This is a genomic window from Mycolicibacterium brisbanense, assembly GCF_001570425.1.
Lineage (GTDB): Bacteria > Actinomycetota > Actinomycetes > Mycobacteriales > Mycobacteriaceae > Mycobacterium > Mycobacterium brisbanense.
The window spans coordinates 14,463-27,808 of sequence record NZ_BCSX01000016.1; the positions used below are offsets into that span (position 1 = coordinate 14,463).

The 13,346-nt window shown below is 62.9% G+C and carries 14 protein-coding genes and 1 pseudogene; 5 read left to right on the forward strand and 10 right to left on the reverse strand.

Annotation, left to right across the window (positions count from 1 at the left end; genetic code table 11):
* Positions 1 to 34 precede the first annotated feature (34 nt).
* The gene (locus tag RMCB_RS06285; protein WP_062828101.1) at positions 35 to 937 is read left to right on the forward strand and encodes a universal stress protein; all 903 of its coding nucleotides are present in this window, start codon (positions 35 to 37) and stop codon (positions 935 to 937) included.
* A 14-nt stretch (positions 938 to 951) separates the two neighbouring features.
* Here RMCB_RS06285 and RMCB_RS06290 read toward each other — a convergent pair whose 3' ends face one another.
* Entirely contained in the window at positions 952 to 1,614 is a 663-nt protein-coding gene (locus RMCB_RS06290; RefSeq protein ID WP_062828102.1) for a hypothetical protein, read from the reverse strand.
* A 161-nt stretch (positions 1,615 to 1,775) separates the two neighbouring features.
* On the opposite strand from RMCB_RS06290, the gene RMCB_RS06295 reads away from it, so the two are divergent.
* The gene (locus RMCB_RS06295) at positions 1,776 to 2,207 is read left to right on the forward strand and encodes an Hsp20/alpha crystallin family protein (protein WP_062828103.1); all 432 of its coding nucleotides are present in this window, start codon (positions 1,776 to 1,778) and stop codon (positions 2,205 to 2,207) included.
* Between the two features lie 49 nt (positions 2,208 to 2,256).
* Complete coding sequence (locus tag RMCB_RS06300; protein WP_062828104.1) at positions 2,257 to 4,302, forward strand: erythromycin esterase family protein; 2,046 nt, start codon at positions 2,257 to 2,259, stop codon at positions 4,300 to 4,302.
* 85 nt (positions 4,303 to 4,387) lie between these two features.
* Here the strand turns inward: RMCB_RS06300 and RMCB_RS06305 are convergent, their stop codons facing one another.
* Together RMCB_RS06305 and RMCB_RS06310 are read right to left on the reverse strand one after the other, a co-directional pair.
* Entirely contained in the window at positions 4,388 to 5,296 is a 909-nt protein-coding gene (locus RMCB_RS06305; protein WP_062828105.1) for a 3-oxoacyl-[acyl-carrier-protein] synthase III C-terminal domain-containing protein, read from the reverse strand.
* The gene (locus RMCB_RS06310) at positions 5,280 to 6,389 is read right to left on the reverse strand and encodes a 3-oxoacyl-ACP synthase III family protein (protein WP_062828106.1); all 1,110 of its coding nucleotides are present in this window, start codon (positions 6,387 to 6,389) and stop codon (positions 5,280 to 5,282) included. The genes RMCB_RS06305 and RMCB_RS06310 overlap by 17 nt, the downstream gene beginning before the upstream one ends.
* 181 nt (positions 6,390 to 6,570) lie before the next feature.
* Between RMCB_RS06310 and RMCB_RS06315 the strand changes: the two genes are divergently transcribed.
* Complete coding sequence (locus tag RMCB_RS06315) at positions 6,571 to 7,005, forward strand: three-helix bundle dimerization domain-containing protein (RefSeq protein ID WP_063979586.1); 435 nt, start codon at positions 6,571 to 6,573, stop codon at positions 7,003 to 7,005.
* A 188-nt stretch (positions 7,006 to 7,193) separates the two neighbouring features.
* Here RMCB_RS06315 and ligD read toward each other — a convergent pair whose 3' ends face one another.
* The 5 genes from ligD to RMCB_RS06340 form a co-directional block, all read right to left on the reverse strand.
* The gene (gene ligD, locus RMCB_RS06320; RefSeq protein WP_062828107.1) at positions 7,194 to 8,228 is read right to left on the reverse strand and encodes a non-homologous end-joining DNA ligase; all 1,035 of its coding nucleotides are present in this window, start codon (positions 8,226 to 8,228) and stop codon (positions 7,194 to 7,196) included.
* Positions 8,229 to 8,230: 2 nt separating this feature from the next.
* The gene (locus RMCB_RS06325) at positions 8,231 to 8,539 is read right to left on the reverse strand and encodes a hypothetical protein (protein ID WP_062828108.1); all 309 of its coding nucleotides are present in this window, start codon (positions 8,537 to 8,539) and stop codon (positions 8,231 to 8,233) included.
* Positions 8,540 to 8,595: 56 nt separating this feature from the next.
* Positions 8,596 to 9,858, reverse strand: a complete 1,263-nt coding sequence (locus RMCB_RS06330; protein WP_062828109.1) for an NRAMP family divalent metal transporter — start codon at positions 9,856 to 9,858, stop codon at positions 8,596 to 8,598.
* A 107-nt stretch (positions 9,859 to 9,965) separates the two neighbouring features.
* Positions 9,966 to 10,358: a hypothetical protein gene (locus RMCB_RS06335; protein WP_131805496.1), complete on the reverse strand. Its 393-nt coding sequence runs from the start codon at positions 10,356 to 10,358 to the stop codon at positions 9,966 to 9,968.
* Between the two features lie 218 nt (positions 10,359 to 10,576).
* A complete protein-coding gene (locus RMCB_RS06340; RefSeq protein ID WP_165606259.1) occupies positions 10,577 to 10,828 on the reverse strand; it encodes a hypothetical protein in 252 nt (83 codons plus the stop codon).
* 1,218 nt (positions 10,829 to 12,046) lie between these two features.
* Between RMCB_RS06340 and RMCB_RS06345 the strand changes: the two genes are divergently transcribed.
* Entirely contained in the window at positions 12,047 to 12,697 is a 651-nt protein-coding gene (locus RMCB_RS06345) for a BON domain-containing protein (RefSeq protein ID WP_063979587.1), read from the forward strand.
* 117 nt (positions 12,698 to 12,814) lie between these two features.
* Here RMCB_RS06345 and RMCB_RS06350 read toward each other — a convergent pair whose 3' ends face one another.
* The gene (locus RMCB_RS06350; protein ID WP_131805497.1) at positions 12,815 to 13,213 is read right to left on the reverse strand and encodes an ANTAR domain-containing protein; all 399 of its coding nucleotides are present in this window, start codon (positions 13,211 to 13,213) and stop codon (positions 12,815 to 12,817) included.
* 13 nt (positions 13,214 to 13,226) lie between these two features.
* A pseudogene (locus tag RMCB_RS36450) lies at positions 13,227 to 13,346 on the reverse strand (IS21-like element helper ATPase IstB); the annotation flags it as partial.

Consider the following 13,346-nt stretch of genomic DNA (forward strand, 5'->3'; position numbering starts at 1 on the left):
CAGAGACTTCAGCCACCTCATCCCGGAGGGCAACGTGACCGAATCAGTTCCTCACCCTTACATTCTCGTCGGTATCGACGGATCTTCGTCGGCACTGAATGCCCTGACCTGGGCAGTGAGTGAAGCCCAGCTGCGGAAGCTGCCGATACGTTTGGCCCACGCGGTCGACGACAGCAGCGCCGCTGTCGGATTCAATCCGGGCGCATCGGAGAGTTTCTTCGACCATCTCAACGCGGACGCGCTCAGGTTCCTCCACCAGGCCCGTGACCACGCACACGCACTCGATCCGGATGTCCGGGTTGTGATGTCCAGGGTGTCAGGCCATCCTCTGGCAGCTCTTGTCGAACTGTCCGCAGACGCCGTTCTGACCATCCTGGGTTCCACCGGACTCAACGCGTTCTCGGGGCTGGTGGCAGGATCGGTGTCGGTGGGTTTTGCGGCCCGAGGGCACAGCCCCCTCGTCGTGACACGTACTTCCGCGCTGTCGGTCGATGGACCGATCGTGTTGGGCATCGGCGGTTCTGCTGATGCCGAAGACGCGACTGCGTGGGCGTTCGAGGAGGCATCGCTACGCGGCGCTGAGTTGATTGCCGTACACGTCTGGAACGACATCGCACCGTCCCACATCTTCTGGGGGTATCGGCCGCCCGACACGACCGGTGAGGCGCCTGATACGCAGGAGGAGAGTCTGTTGGCTCAACGTCTGGCGGGATGGCAGAAGAAGTTTCCTGACGTCCACGTGCGTCCTGTCGTTACGACCGGGGAGCCGGCGGCGGTCCTGGCCAGACAAAGCCAGCACGCCCGGCTGGTCGTGGTGGGTAGCCGTGGCCGCGGCGACGCGGCGGGTTTGTTCCTCGGCTCCACCAGCCACTCGCTGATCCACCACGCGATGTGCCCAGTGCTCATCGCTCGACCGCAGACGCATAAGCCAATCTGACTGTGGCAGAGGCATCAGTGGAGTTGATGCGGCGCCGCCATCTCCGTAGCGGCGTCGGATGCCTCGGAGGAGACCTCGGCCTGGTAGGCAGACTCCGCGCGCTGCTTGATGCCTTTGAGAAAATGTCGGACGGCCAGGGCCCTTGGCGCTCCGACAAGTTCGGTGATCACTATCGCGCCCGGGTGGGCCAGCCGTATGCGGGTACGAACGAGTAGCCGGCACCGGTCTTGCCAGTGCGGCACCAGGTGCAACGTGCAGGTGGCGTCCCAGGCGCCGCTGCGGTTGGTGCGAAGGACTATCGCCTGCTGCTCAAGGAGTTCCACGACCGACAGTACGCATCCGGCATCGCCGGGTGTGAGGCGTACGGTATCGCCCACGGCGAGATGCTGCCATTCCGGACGAGTGCTCTCCGTTTTCTGGTGTCCCTGCGAGGCATAGAAGCCGGCGCCGTCCCGGCGCATCTGAACCAACCTTTGAACCAACCATGGCCAGACTGCGCTCGGCGGGGCGTCGATCCAGATGCCCTCCGTCGTAACGTCTGCTGGCTCGCTGATCACACCGTCACCCGGTACGTGCATTTGGCACTCTTCCTTCGTGGTGCCCCAATTGCGGTAGAAGCGTCTGGCCGCGTAAAGCAGCGCGATGGCTACCGCGCCGCGCATCACGTTGATACTCATGCCTTGACCATGCGCGCCTGCGTGCGTCGGCCGGTAGGGCCAGTGGGCCCCGACTTCTCCGCCGACAAACGGCCCGGGGACCTGGGACTTCAGTCCCTAGTAAGGAAGGTGTCACGGTGGTCCGATTGAGCCTACGAATCCAATCAACGACAGGAGCAATCATGAACAAGCTTCCCGCCCCCCATCGTCCGCGGTCCGGATTTCCAGAATTGGCCGACTTGTTCGAGGGCTTTCCGTCCTGGGCGACGCTGCGGCCGACCTTCGGTAGCCACATGATGCGGGTTGAGGACGAGATGAAAGACGGCAGCTATGAGCTACGGGCCGAGATTCCCGGCGTGGATCCGGCCAAAGACGTTGACATCACAGTCCGCGACGGTGTGCTGACCATCAAGGCTGAGCGCAGCGAGAAGAAAGAGACGAACGGACATTCCGAGTTCTCTTACGGATCGTTCACCCGGTCCCTCACGCTGCCCGCGGGCGCTGACGAGGATGGGATCAAGGCGAGTTACGACAAGGGCATCCTGTCGATCACGGTCCCGGTAGCGGAACCGCAGACCGGCGACAAGCACGTCGCGATCGAGTCGGCAAAGTAGCCGATCGGCTCACCAGACAATCGAGAATCCGATCGGACGGAGTAGCACCATGACTCGTTCACGAGGCTTGACCCGAGGGGTGCCACGGCATGTCTTCCGGGATAGGCGTGAGGCCGGACAGGTCCTGGCCGGCATGCTCAGCGCGTACCGAGGCCGAGAGGATCTCGTCGTTCTGGGGTTACCTCGCGGTGGCATCCCGGTTGCGTGGGAAGTAGCCGCTGCCCTCGGAGCACCATTGGACGCCTTCGTCGTCCGCAAGCTCGGCGCGCCGGGACACGAGGAATTCGCCGTAGGCGCACTGGCCGCAGACGGCCGGGTCGTGGTGAACGACGACATGCTGCGTGCCTTGCGAATCACCCCACAACAACTGCGCACCATCGCCGAACGCGAGGGCAGAGAGCTGCACCGTCGCGAAGCCGCCTATCGCGGTGGCCGCCCTCGCGTCGACGTGGCCGGCAAGACGGTCATCCTCGTTGATGACGGGTTGGCGACCGGCGCCAGCATGTTCGCCGCGGTGCAGGCGTTGCGCGAATCCGACCCCGCTGAAATCGTCATTGCCGTACCTGCGGCGCCGGAGTCCACCTGCCGGGAGTTCGAAGCCATGGTCGACGACGTGGTGTGCGCCTCCATGCCCACTCCGTTCGTCGCGGTCGGTGAGTCGTTTTGGGATTTCCGGCAAGTCAGCGACGAAGAGGTACGTGAACTGCTCGCCGCGCCTACCACGGGCCGTGCCTCCGAACGACTTCGTGCCACCGAGACGCCCGCTGCGGCCGTTCGGCGGGTTGCCGTCGACGCCCCTGGTGGCGTACCACCGGTCGAGGCCCTCGAGGAGATCATCGGTGACGCCCGGATCGTGTTGATCGGTGAAAGCTCGCATGGCACACACGAGTTCTACGAGGCGCGGGCTGACATCACCAAATGGCTGATCGAGAACAAGGGCTTCTGCGCCGTCGCCGCCGAGGCTGATTGGCCGGACGCCTACCGGGTGAACCGGTATGTCCGAGGACTCGGCGACGACGGATCTGCAACCCAGGCGTTGAGCGGATTCGAACGCTTCCCCGCCTGGATGTGGCGCAACGTCGTGGTTCGTGACTTCGTGGACTGGCTGCATGTGCACAACGGGCGCCGCAGGGCCGACGGCGAACGGCAAACCGGCTTCTACGGTTTGGATCTCTACAGCTTGCACCGGTCCATGCAGGAGGTCATCAGGTACCTCGAAAATGTCGATCCGGTCGCGGCGGCGCGAGCTCGGGAACGCTACGCATGTTTCGACCACACATCCGCCGACGACGGGCAGGCCTATGGATTTGCCGCGGCGTTCGGCGCTGGGCTGTCGTGCGAACGCCAGGCAGTCGACCAACTGGTCGAGATCCACCGCAACGCGATCGAGTATGCGCGCCGGGACGGCCTGCTTGCCGAAGATGAGCTCTTCTACGCCCAGCAGAACGCGCAGACAGTCCGCAATGCTGAGGTGTACTACCGGGCGATGTTCGGCGGCAGGGTCACGTCGTGGAACTTGCGCGATCAGCACATGGCGCAAACACTGCAGGCCCTGTTGGCGCACCTCGACCGGCACGACGGCCGCTCTCCTGCCCGGATCGTGGTGTGGGCACACAACTCTCATGTCGGTGATGCGCGCGCTACCGAAGTCGGCAACGACGGCCAGTTGACCCTGGGTCAGCTGGTGCGCGAGCGCTGGGGCGAGGACTCCCGCTCTATCGGGTTCACCACCTACACCGGCACCGTCACCGCGGCCAGCGAATGGGGCGCCATCGCCGAGCGCAAGGTCGTCAGGCCTGCCCTCAACGGCAGTGTGGAGGAACTGTTCCACGAGACCGGTGAGCCAGAATTCCTGGTGTCGGCCATGATCAGCAGGGCAGCGGCCGAACCGCTCGACGTCGTCCGGCTGGGCCGTGCCATCGGGGTGATCTATCTACCGGCCACCGAACGACAAAGCCACTACTACCACGTGCGGCCATCCGAACAGTTCGACGCGATCATTCACATCGACAGGACGCGTGCGTTGGAGCCGCTGGACGTCACCAGCACGTGGGTACAGGGAGAGACGCCCGAGACGTATCCCACGGGGCTGTAAGCCCACTCACGACAACCGTTGCCCGCCCATCGCTGAACGTCACCATGCCAGGTCTGGTGGACAAGATACTGAACGATGCCCGTTGCTATCTGGCAACAGCACTGCCGGCTGTCAGCGTCAGGGACGGCATCCGGTACAGCGCAGCCCCAGCCGTGACGCCGGCGCCCGCCGCCACCATGAGGATGTACTTGCCGGGCACGATGCGGCGGGCAGCGCACTCGAACGCCCCAGCCAGCGCTGCGGTGTGGGCGTCCTCGTCGTCGGCGGCGATGATGATGTCCTCGGGGACCATGAGATGTTCCGCAAGCAGGGAACAGAACCTGCTACGAGTAGGCGCGACGACAATCGCGGCGATCTCGGCCATGTCGAGTGAGGCCGCACCGACGCATTGAATCACGGCTTGCGCGGCGGCAGCGGCGAAACGTTCGTCCATCATGGGACCCTGTCCGATGCGGAGCACATTACGTCGATTGACGAGACTTACTCCGGCACCGAAGCTCTCACCGTCGTCCGGGATTCGCGCCCAGTGCACAGTGTCGAGGCCTTGGTCGTCGGACCATCGGCACAGTAGCGCGGCTCCGCTGGGGGAGAAGGGGAAGTTCTCACTCATTCTGCGGCCTGGGTTCGCGTCACTCGCCACGATCAACGCGCGATTGATCACGTGCGTGCTCAGGAAGCCATCGACAATCTGGAGCGCGGTGAGGATTCCGCAGGAGCCGTTGGCGACGTCGAACGAGAAGGTACCGTGCGCCTGGGGCCGTGGGTCCTCCGGATGTGCACCGATGTCCTGTTGGATCATCGCCGCCAGCGCGGGCTCGCCGAGATTGCGGTCGCGGTAGATGCCCGCATTGATCAGCAGGTCGACCTCAGAGGCTTCGCGTCCCGCCTCGTTCAGGCAATCTCTGGCTGCCTTCACCGCGAGTCTCAGCGCGCTGTGCCGATCGCGCCAATGGCGGCCGGCGGCCAGGGCCGTTGCTTCAATCACTGTGCCCATGGTGATTCACCACTGTCTCGTCGAGGGTCAGGAGGACGATGCCGATCTCCAGTCCAGAGGCCAGCGCGATCAGGGCGATCGTTTCCCCGGCCTGGATGTGCCCGGCTTCGAGTTCTTCGACCAGCGCGACGGTGTGCGTGGTCGATGCGGTGTTGCCGTACCGGTCGACGGTGATGACGGCGTCGTGGCGGGGGCGATCGCCAAATGATGCGGCGACCTTCGCCATCCCCTTGCGGATGGCTCGCGCGGAAGTTTGGTGGGTGATGACGTGGTCGATGTCGTGGATCGAGATATCCATTGAATCAAGCACCTCGTGCAGCAGCAGGGGAGTGTCTGACATCGCGGCTTGCTGAATGCCCCTGGCGTCGGTGAACATTCGGGCGCCGGACTCATGCCCCTTCGGATAGGCCAGGCATAGCCTGCTGTAACCGGCCACCGTGGTGAACCCTGCCAGCATGATGCCGGCGGATGCGTCGGCATCTGTGCGTTCGAGGAGCAGCGCGGCGCCGGCGTCGCCGAGTGTCAGAGACGCGAGCTCCTTGCTCATGATGGTCCGGACATGTCTGGAAGCGTTTTGGCCCAGCTGCGAGATGTATTCGCCACTGACCACCAATGCCCGACGGATGGTGCCACGCCGGATCCAGTTGTTGGCGATCATGACCCCGGTGAGCATTCCCGCGCAGGCGTTGGATACGTCGAACGTGATGGCATTGTCGGCGCCGATTGCGTGGGCGACCATGCCGCTCATGGACGGTTCCATCCACTGGGAGAGGCCGCCCCGGAATTTTGTGATGCTGCAGTTGATGACGGCGTCGACCGCCGACCCGTCGCATCCGGCTTTTCCGAGGCAATCCCGGGCCGCCGCCGTTGCGAGAGTGAACGAGTCTTCGTCACCGATGGACACACGGCGTTCCCGGATACCCGTCAGGCGCTCAAGGTCGATGTGGGTGCGGTGCCGCGTCGCCGACATCAGGGCTTCGGTGGTCAGGCGCGTGCCCGGAAGGTGACGACCCGCCCCGGCCAGCCGCGTGCGGAACCGGGCGGGCGGTCCGTCTTCTGCGGGTTCCATCATCAGCCAGTCGTCGCGCGTCATCTATGAATATTCGTTGCCGGCACGGTAATCGAACTAGGGCGCTAAGTCGGCATTGCATGGTCCGAAAGTCCTACGGCAGGAGGCCCTCTGCCTGCCGGCTCGCCGGTCCGTGAGCACCATTCATCATGATCGGCACGTTCCGTGCACGCTTACGTAACGTGGCGCACGTACCGTCGTCAGCATGGTCGAAGAGTCCAGTGACGTCGCAGCGGCGACGTTTCGTGAGTTGGTCAACAGGGCGATCGTGCACGGTCACCGGCCGGATCGCACCACGGTGGTGGGCCCCGCGACCTGGGCGTCGATCGACCTGTTGGCTCAAGAGCATCCGGATGCCACGCCGGACCACATTGCGTGCGCCTTCGACGCCTTCGACGCCGAACACCGCCACGATTGCCGGATCGGTGTGCAGCAGTCAGGTGCCGAGCATGTCGTTGCGACGGAAGAGTTCGTTGTCATCAAAGACCTTGTCGCCCAGCTCTCGATCACCTATCCGGACGTCGATTCCGGTACCGTCGCCGACGTCGTCAGGCGCATCTACGCCGACCTGGACGGTCACACCGTGCGCGAATTCCTGCCCCTGGTCGTCGAACAGGTCGCTCGTCAGCGTTTGGCCTGAATCTCTCGTGAGGGACGAGCGAGAGCATGAGCAGAACTTCGACGGGGTGCGCGACAGCGTCAGCAGCAGCGTGGTGACAAATGGACCGGAGGCAACGAGAACCGCCACTATGTACCTGTCTGCGCTGTTGACCAAATCGGCTGACCCGCAGTCCATATCGCCGTCGGGTCGATGAAGCCGTTCATAAGTCAGAGTGATTCCCTAACCACCTCGGCCGGCCGCTTGTCATAACGTAGGCCGACGTAGCGTGGATGGCGCAGCTTGCCGTCTCGCGTCCATTCCGAAAAGCCGATGTCAGCCACCAACTGTGGACGTGTCCAATGGGTGTCGGGGCGGACGACCCGGTGGCCGGGGAACGGCGACTCGTCCTGTTCGATGGCGGACAGACGCTGGTGAAGACTTCGTAAGGTGGCCTCGTCGAAGCCGGTGCCGACCTTACCTGCGTATATGAGCTTGTCGCCCGCGTAGTAGCCGATCAGGAGCGCGCCCAGTCCGACTCTGGTGCCTTTGGGAGCGGTGTAGCCGCCGATGACGAACTCCTGCCTCAAGACACACTTGAATTTGAGCCAATTGGGCGAACGGTGACCCTGTTCGTATGTCGAATCGGCGAGCTTGGCGATCACCCCCTCATCGCCGCGTTCAGACGCTTCCTGATATGCCCGCTGGCCTTCGGTCCGGCGGTGGGGCAGGTAACGAAGTGGATCCGTCCAGCGGATTGCGCTGTGCAGAAGGCGTTTACGCCAGATCAGGGGCAACGCTGTCGTCGCATATCCGTCGAGATGCAGAAGATCGAATACATAGTAGAAAACGGGCGTTCGTGACGCTTGCGTCTCGTCGACGTTCGTAACACCCAATCGGGACTGAAGTCGCTGAAAGCTGGTGTGCTTTCCCTGGAAGGCCACGACCTCACCATCGAGGACGAAGCGTGTGCTCCGCTGGGCGTTGAGTGCGTGGACAATTTCAGGGTAGGTGCCGTTGAGCGACTGGCGATTTCGGGACAGCAGGCGAGTCCGATCCGCGTCGCGGAAGGCGAGACACCGCTCGCCGTCGAGTTTGAGTTCGAATATCCATCGTGGGTCGGAGAACCGCTGGTCGGTCAAGGTTGCCAGCATCGGCGCCCGCCACGTGGGCACGGGCTCGCTCTGCAGCAACTTGCGCACCTCGCTCGGCAGTCGGTCGAGGCGACAATCGATCTCATGACCGTCGTCGTCAGCGGAGGCCATGGTCAACCAATTTCTGTACTGAGCTCATCGTATTGCTGTTCCAATTCACTACTGACCGCGACGAACAGGTCGTGCGCGTCGACAGCGAGGTCGCGAAGTCTGACGGTCAGCGTGTTCTGGTGGCTGTCGACGATGATGCGGCCGGTCGGCGCGAGCTGGTATTCGTTGCCCCACTCCGATGGGCGGGGCTGCGAATCCGTCAGTTCGCACCCGTGGTCGTCCCTGAGTCGGTCCGCCAGCGCGGAGACGGTCTGTTGTTCGAGGTCTTCGAGATCCACTGTGGCCGGCGCGGTTACTGTGAGCATCGTCATGGGATTTGCCTTTCTCGGGCGCTGTGCATTCGATCCGCATTACGGGTCAGTTCTCATCATCCGGTTGTCAGGGTAGACCCGAGCAGCGCCAGCGCACACACGCCCATGATGCCCACGATGGCCCATCCGATGACATTGGTGAACCGACCGTTCACGTGCTTGCCCATGATCGAGCTGTCGTTGCCGACCAACATGATCATCACCATCAATGGCGGAGCGAGGACACCGTTGACGGCGGCAGCGTAGTAGAGCAACCGAAATGGCTGAATTCCAACGAAATTCAATCCTACGCCGAGGACCGTGGCCGCGGCGATCACGATGTAGAACGCCCGGGCCTGGCGGAACGTGTAGCCGAGGCCCGCTTTCCAGCCCATCGCCTCGGACAACGCGTAAGACGCCGAACCGGTCAGGGTGGGCACGGCAAGAAAGCCCACCCCGATGATCCCGATCGCGAAGAGGATAAAGGCGAAGCCACCGGCCAGGGGCCGCAGTGCGGCAGCCGCCTGGTCCGGCGTATCGACCGTGAACACACCCGCCTGATGCAAGGTGGACGCACAAGTCAGGATGATGAAGAACTGCACCACGTTGGAGAAGCCCATACCGACGGCGGTGTCGGTCCGCATGGTGCGGATGTCTCCACTGTGGATTCTAGGGACTCCCTTGCCGTAGAACGTCATTCGACCGCGGGCGAAATCCTCTTCGGCTTCCTGATCGGCTTGCCAGAAGAAGCAGTAGGGCGTGATCGTCGTCCCCAGCACGGCGACGATGTTGAGCACGTAATCGCGCGACCATTCGACGTGAGGAATCAGTGCGCTCAGCGTGACTGTCGGCCACCACGGATGATGAATGACAAAGGCTGCCACGGCATAGGCCAGCAGGCTCAGGCACGCGTACTTCAAGAACCGGGCGTATGCGGGATAGGGTACGAAGATCTGCAGAGAGAGCGAGATCCCCACGATGATTGCCAGCCAACCCCCGAACGGCATGCGGATGAGCAGTTGTCCGGTGGCGGCCATCGCGCCGAGATCGGCCCCCACATTGACGATATTTGCAGCCATGAGGAGCGTGACTGCGACGAAAAGCACCTTCCGCGAATAGTATTCGCGCAGAATCGCCGCCAGTCCGCGACCTGTCACCATACCGATCCGGCCGCAAATCTCCTGGATCACTGCCATGAACGGGTACGTCCATGCTGCTACCCACAGTTGGGCGTAACCGAATTGTGCCCCGGTCTGGCTATAGGTTTGGATGCCGGATGGGTCGTCGTCAGAGGACCCGGTGACAAACCCTGGACCCAGCACTCGCCATGCCGAGCCCATCCGGGACCGCAATGACGCGTGCAACGACGAGATCTCATGCGGGTCTGATGATTCGGCCGCATGGCTCGATTCTGGCGAGGTGTTCTCTCGCCGCGACCAGTAGAGATTCACGCGGCGCGCGGGAGATCTGGTGTGGGGTGAACAGATTGGTGTGAGCCTGAATGACTGCGGGTGAGAGCCCCGCCGACGTACGTCACCGAGAGGTACGTATGCGGGAAAGCCAAGGGTGCCAGCCCTTTGAAGGTGGTAAGCCAGCCCAGCAACGACACGACGATGGCGGCCGGACCGCGCGAGAAGGGATGTGGAGCGATGACGACCAGACCCATCGGCAGTACGAACGCACCAGCGACCGAGGGCGATACGGGATCTGCGGCGATTGCTTCGACCATCGAGCGCAGCCGTGGGCCGCGGCTGAACGAGGTCACTGCAGCGACGACAAGGCACGGGCCCAGCGAACGAGCGGACAGTCGCGTCCTTGATTGCAGCGGTGCGGTGCTCATGGCGGCCTCCGTTTGGGTGGGCGCGCCATCGCGGCGATGACGCGACATCAGCGGGAGTCCACCTCCCGCAGGGCTATCTGATCCCGCAACGGCACCGCGTTGGTAGGGCCCGAAGTCGCTGATCGGTTGACAGCGTCAGCGGCCGTCGGCGTATTACCGAGTAGCACCCACCAGAAGTGCACACGGAACCGCTGCGATGCTGCCTGGTCATCTGATCGTCACCAGGCGAGCCGATGCGAACCGTTCAGCATGTCGTCGATGAAGGACCGTCGCGTTCCAAACGAATTGAATTCCCAGGCCCGCCAGAAGTCATCACTGGTGGCACACCCGCCGATCAGGAACTCGCGGCTGAGCGCATCGCCGACATCAGGTTGCTCTGCCTCGTCGCGTGCATCGGGTCGGTGGCACGCGAACGTGGGTTGGGTCGGATTAGTGACCGGTTCGACCATCGTCGTCTCCCATCCAGACATCAGTGAATAGCTCCCCGGTGTGGACGATGCCGGCGAATGCCACGCTCAGGTAGGGCCGTAGGTCGCCTCAATGCGGGGTCCGAGGACCTTTCTGGGCAGTGGTTTGTACCTTTGAGCGCTGTTTGGCGAAGCCCGGAACCAGTCGGAATCGATCTCGCGGGGCCGTTGCTCGACAAGGCCGACACGGTGGGCGTGGCCTACGCACGCCGACAATGGGATGTCAGAACTGACATGACCACAAACCGCTACCTGGAAGCCCTCAAGCGTTTCCTGAGCGCGCAGAGGTATGTCCGTCTACGCGGGGAACGCGCAAAGCATCAACCAGCACGCCCAAGTCCGGGAGAAAACCTCAATGACAGCTAGATGATGACACGATCTGTGCGGTGCGCTGTCGGCCTGGTGTGGTCCAGCGTTGCCGAGAACACACTGACGGGCAAGCTATCTCCCGATACCGAATTGTCGCCTTATCAGGTCGGTAACTGACTTCGTATGGTCGCTGACCGGATCGGGCTCGTCCGATGGGGTGTTCGTGGTGTTGGCCTTGTCTGGGAGTGTGTGGGACGGTGGCCCCTTCCCTTCATCATCTGCCGCCATCTCGACTGCCCCTCTCTGCTGAAGGAAAGTGCTATCAGCCTACCCGTCAATTAGGTCTGCGGGCCATCGCCCTTCACAGTGGTTCACATTGTGCTTCTTGCTATTTCGGGTTACGAGGGTTACAGGTCGTTACGGGTAGCCGTAACGACCTGTGATTTGTCGCTGGGCGAACGCGGGACTGGCGCACATGCTTCGACGGTCGCTTCGATGCGTGATGCTGCAGTCGGTCCTGCCGGCAGAGGGCCTATCGCGAGCGCATTCATCGGAGAGGTCGAGGTAGAACGTCTTGGGGTGCCCGAGCGCAGCTTCTGAGAGCCAGGAATGGCTGCCGCGCGTTGCCGGACTAGAGACCGTCGGGCTCGAACCCGGATTCGTCGCCGGCGCCCGGGCCCGCTCGGCCCGAGAAATAAGGGACTTAAGTCATGTGAGGTTTGGGTCCTACGAGGGTCGCGGAGAGTTGCTTGGGCGGCGTATCCAGAACAGGACATCTGATTCGGTGAGAAGGGCAAATAGCCCCGCGGCGCAGACGATTTCGCGATCGCAGCTACGTTGGCGACGTTGGCGGCGTGGTAGGCGGGTCGGATGGAAATTTGGTACAGACCGCTGGACTGGAAGGACGAAGAGATGAGCAATGAAGACACCATCTTGGTTGAGGATGTGGTTGACGAGTTGAAGTCCGATCCGGCAATCGATTCTTCGGGTGTCGCCATCGCCGGGCACGACGGGGTGATAACGCTGAGTGGAGTGGTGCCGACATACTGGCAAAAGATCCAAGCAGAGCACGCGGTGTGGCGTGTCCGCGGTGTCCGCGGACTGGCCGACGAGCTGCATGTCGAGGCCAGCGGTACCCACGTTCGCGATGACACCGATATCGCCACCGACGCAGTTGCAGTCCTCCAGTCGCACAGCGATCTGCCCAGCACGATCGATGCGACAGTCCGGCAGGGCTACATCACGCTGACCGGGATCGTGGACTGGCATTTCCAGCGGCTGACGGCCGCCAAAGCAGTCAGACACATCCGCGGGGTCAAAGGTGTCTACAACAACCTTGAACTACGGGGCGGACCTAAGGTGGCCGATGTGCGGACGCACATCAGGAACGAGCTGTTGCGCACGGTAAATCAAGAAGTAAACCGGATCGAGATCGATACCAAGGACGGCAGTGTCACGCTGCGCGGGACTGTACAGTCCCAGGCGGACGCTGCCGCTGCCCGGCGCGCTGCGTGGGCCGTACCCGGCGTTCGAAATGTGCATGACCTGCTTGCTATTTCATAGTCGGCGCGCGACGTGCACATGGCTTCTTGAAGCACAGTGGCATGGCGGTCAGTCGAACTGACATGGCCGGGCGGAGGGCGGGCAGGCTTCGCGTGTGGGCAGCGGGCACCGGAGGTGTTACGGCTCGGTGGCGCCGATGTCGGATGTCAGGTCGGCGATGGTCAGGTCGTGCCGTACGACGCGCTTTGCGACATCGGTCAACGTGAGGTGACGGCGATGAGCGTAGTCGCGGATAAGCGCGAATGCTCTGCCGACACTGATATCGGCTTGTTCGGCGGCGACTCCTTTGGCCTGCTCGATGGTCAGCCGGTCATTGAGGACGCCCTGCAACTGAGTCACGAGCAGTTCGCGCTGCCCGATGGCGCGTTGATGAAGCAGAGCGATGCCTGCTACATCGGTCAGCGCCTGCGCGCCGGCGGTGGTGTCAGAGTCCAGTTCTGCAGGCTCAACCGTAAAAAGGTTCATACTGATCGCGCTCGTCGAAAGTCCCCAGGTGTGCTCGTTGAAATTCCTCACCTGTGAGCAGCGGTCAGTGTAGTGGTTGGCGGGTGCCGGTGGTGGCTCGGCGGAGGGTGTCGGTGGAGGCGTGGTGGTCGCGTAGTCGGTAGGACTCGCCGTCGAGGTTGATGACTACGGATCGGTGCAGGAG

Coding starts and splice junctions, on each gene's coding strand:
- RMCB_RS06290 (WP_062828102.1), bottom strand. CDS start 1,614: ATGAGTATCAACGTGATGCGCGGCGCGGTAGCCATCGCGCTGCTTTAC.
- RMCB_RS06295 (WP_062828103.1), top strand. CDS start 1,776: ATGAACAAGCTTCCCGCCCCCCATCGTCCGCGGTCCGGATTTCCAGAA.
- RMCB_RS06300 (WP_062828104.1), top strand. CDS start 2,257: ATGACTCGTTCACGAGGCTTGACCCGAGGGGTGCCACGGCATGTCTTC.
- RMCB_RS06305 (WP_062828105.1), bottom strand. CDS start 5,296: ATGGGCACAGTGATTGAAGCAACGGCCCTGGCCGCCGGCCGCCATTGG.
- RMCB_RS06310 (WP_062828106.1), bottom strand. CDS start 6,389: ATGACGCGCGACGACTGGCTGATGATGGAACCCGCAGAAGACGGACCG.
- RMCB_RS06315 (WP_063979586.1), top strand. CDS start 6,571: ATGGTCGAAGAGTCCAGTGACGTCGCAGCGGCGACGTTTCGTGAGTTG.
- ligD (WP_062828107.1), bottom strand. CDS start 8,228: ATGGCCTCCGCTGACGACGACGGTCATGAGATCGATTGTCGCCTCGAC.
- RMCB_RS06325 (WP_062828108.1), bottom strand. CDS start 8,539: ATGACGATGCTCACAGTAACCGCGCCGGCCACAGTGGATCTCGAAGAC.
- RMCB_RS06330 (WP_062828109.1), bottom strand. CDS start 9,858: ATGGGCTCGGCATGGCGAGTGCTGGGTCCAGGGTTTGTCACCGGGTCC.
- RMCB_RS06335 (WP_131805496.1), bottom strand. CDS start 10,358: ATGAGCACCGCACCGCTGCAATCAAGGACGCGACTGTCCGCTCGTTCG.
- RMCB_RS06340 (WP_165606259.1), bottom strand. CDS start 10,828: ATGTCTGGATGGGAGACGACGATGGTCGAACCGGTCACTAATCCGACC.
- RMCB_RS06345 (WP_063979587.1), top strand. CDS start 12,047: ATGAGCAATGAAGACACCATCTTGGTTGAGGATGTGGTTGACGAGTTG.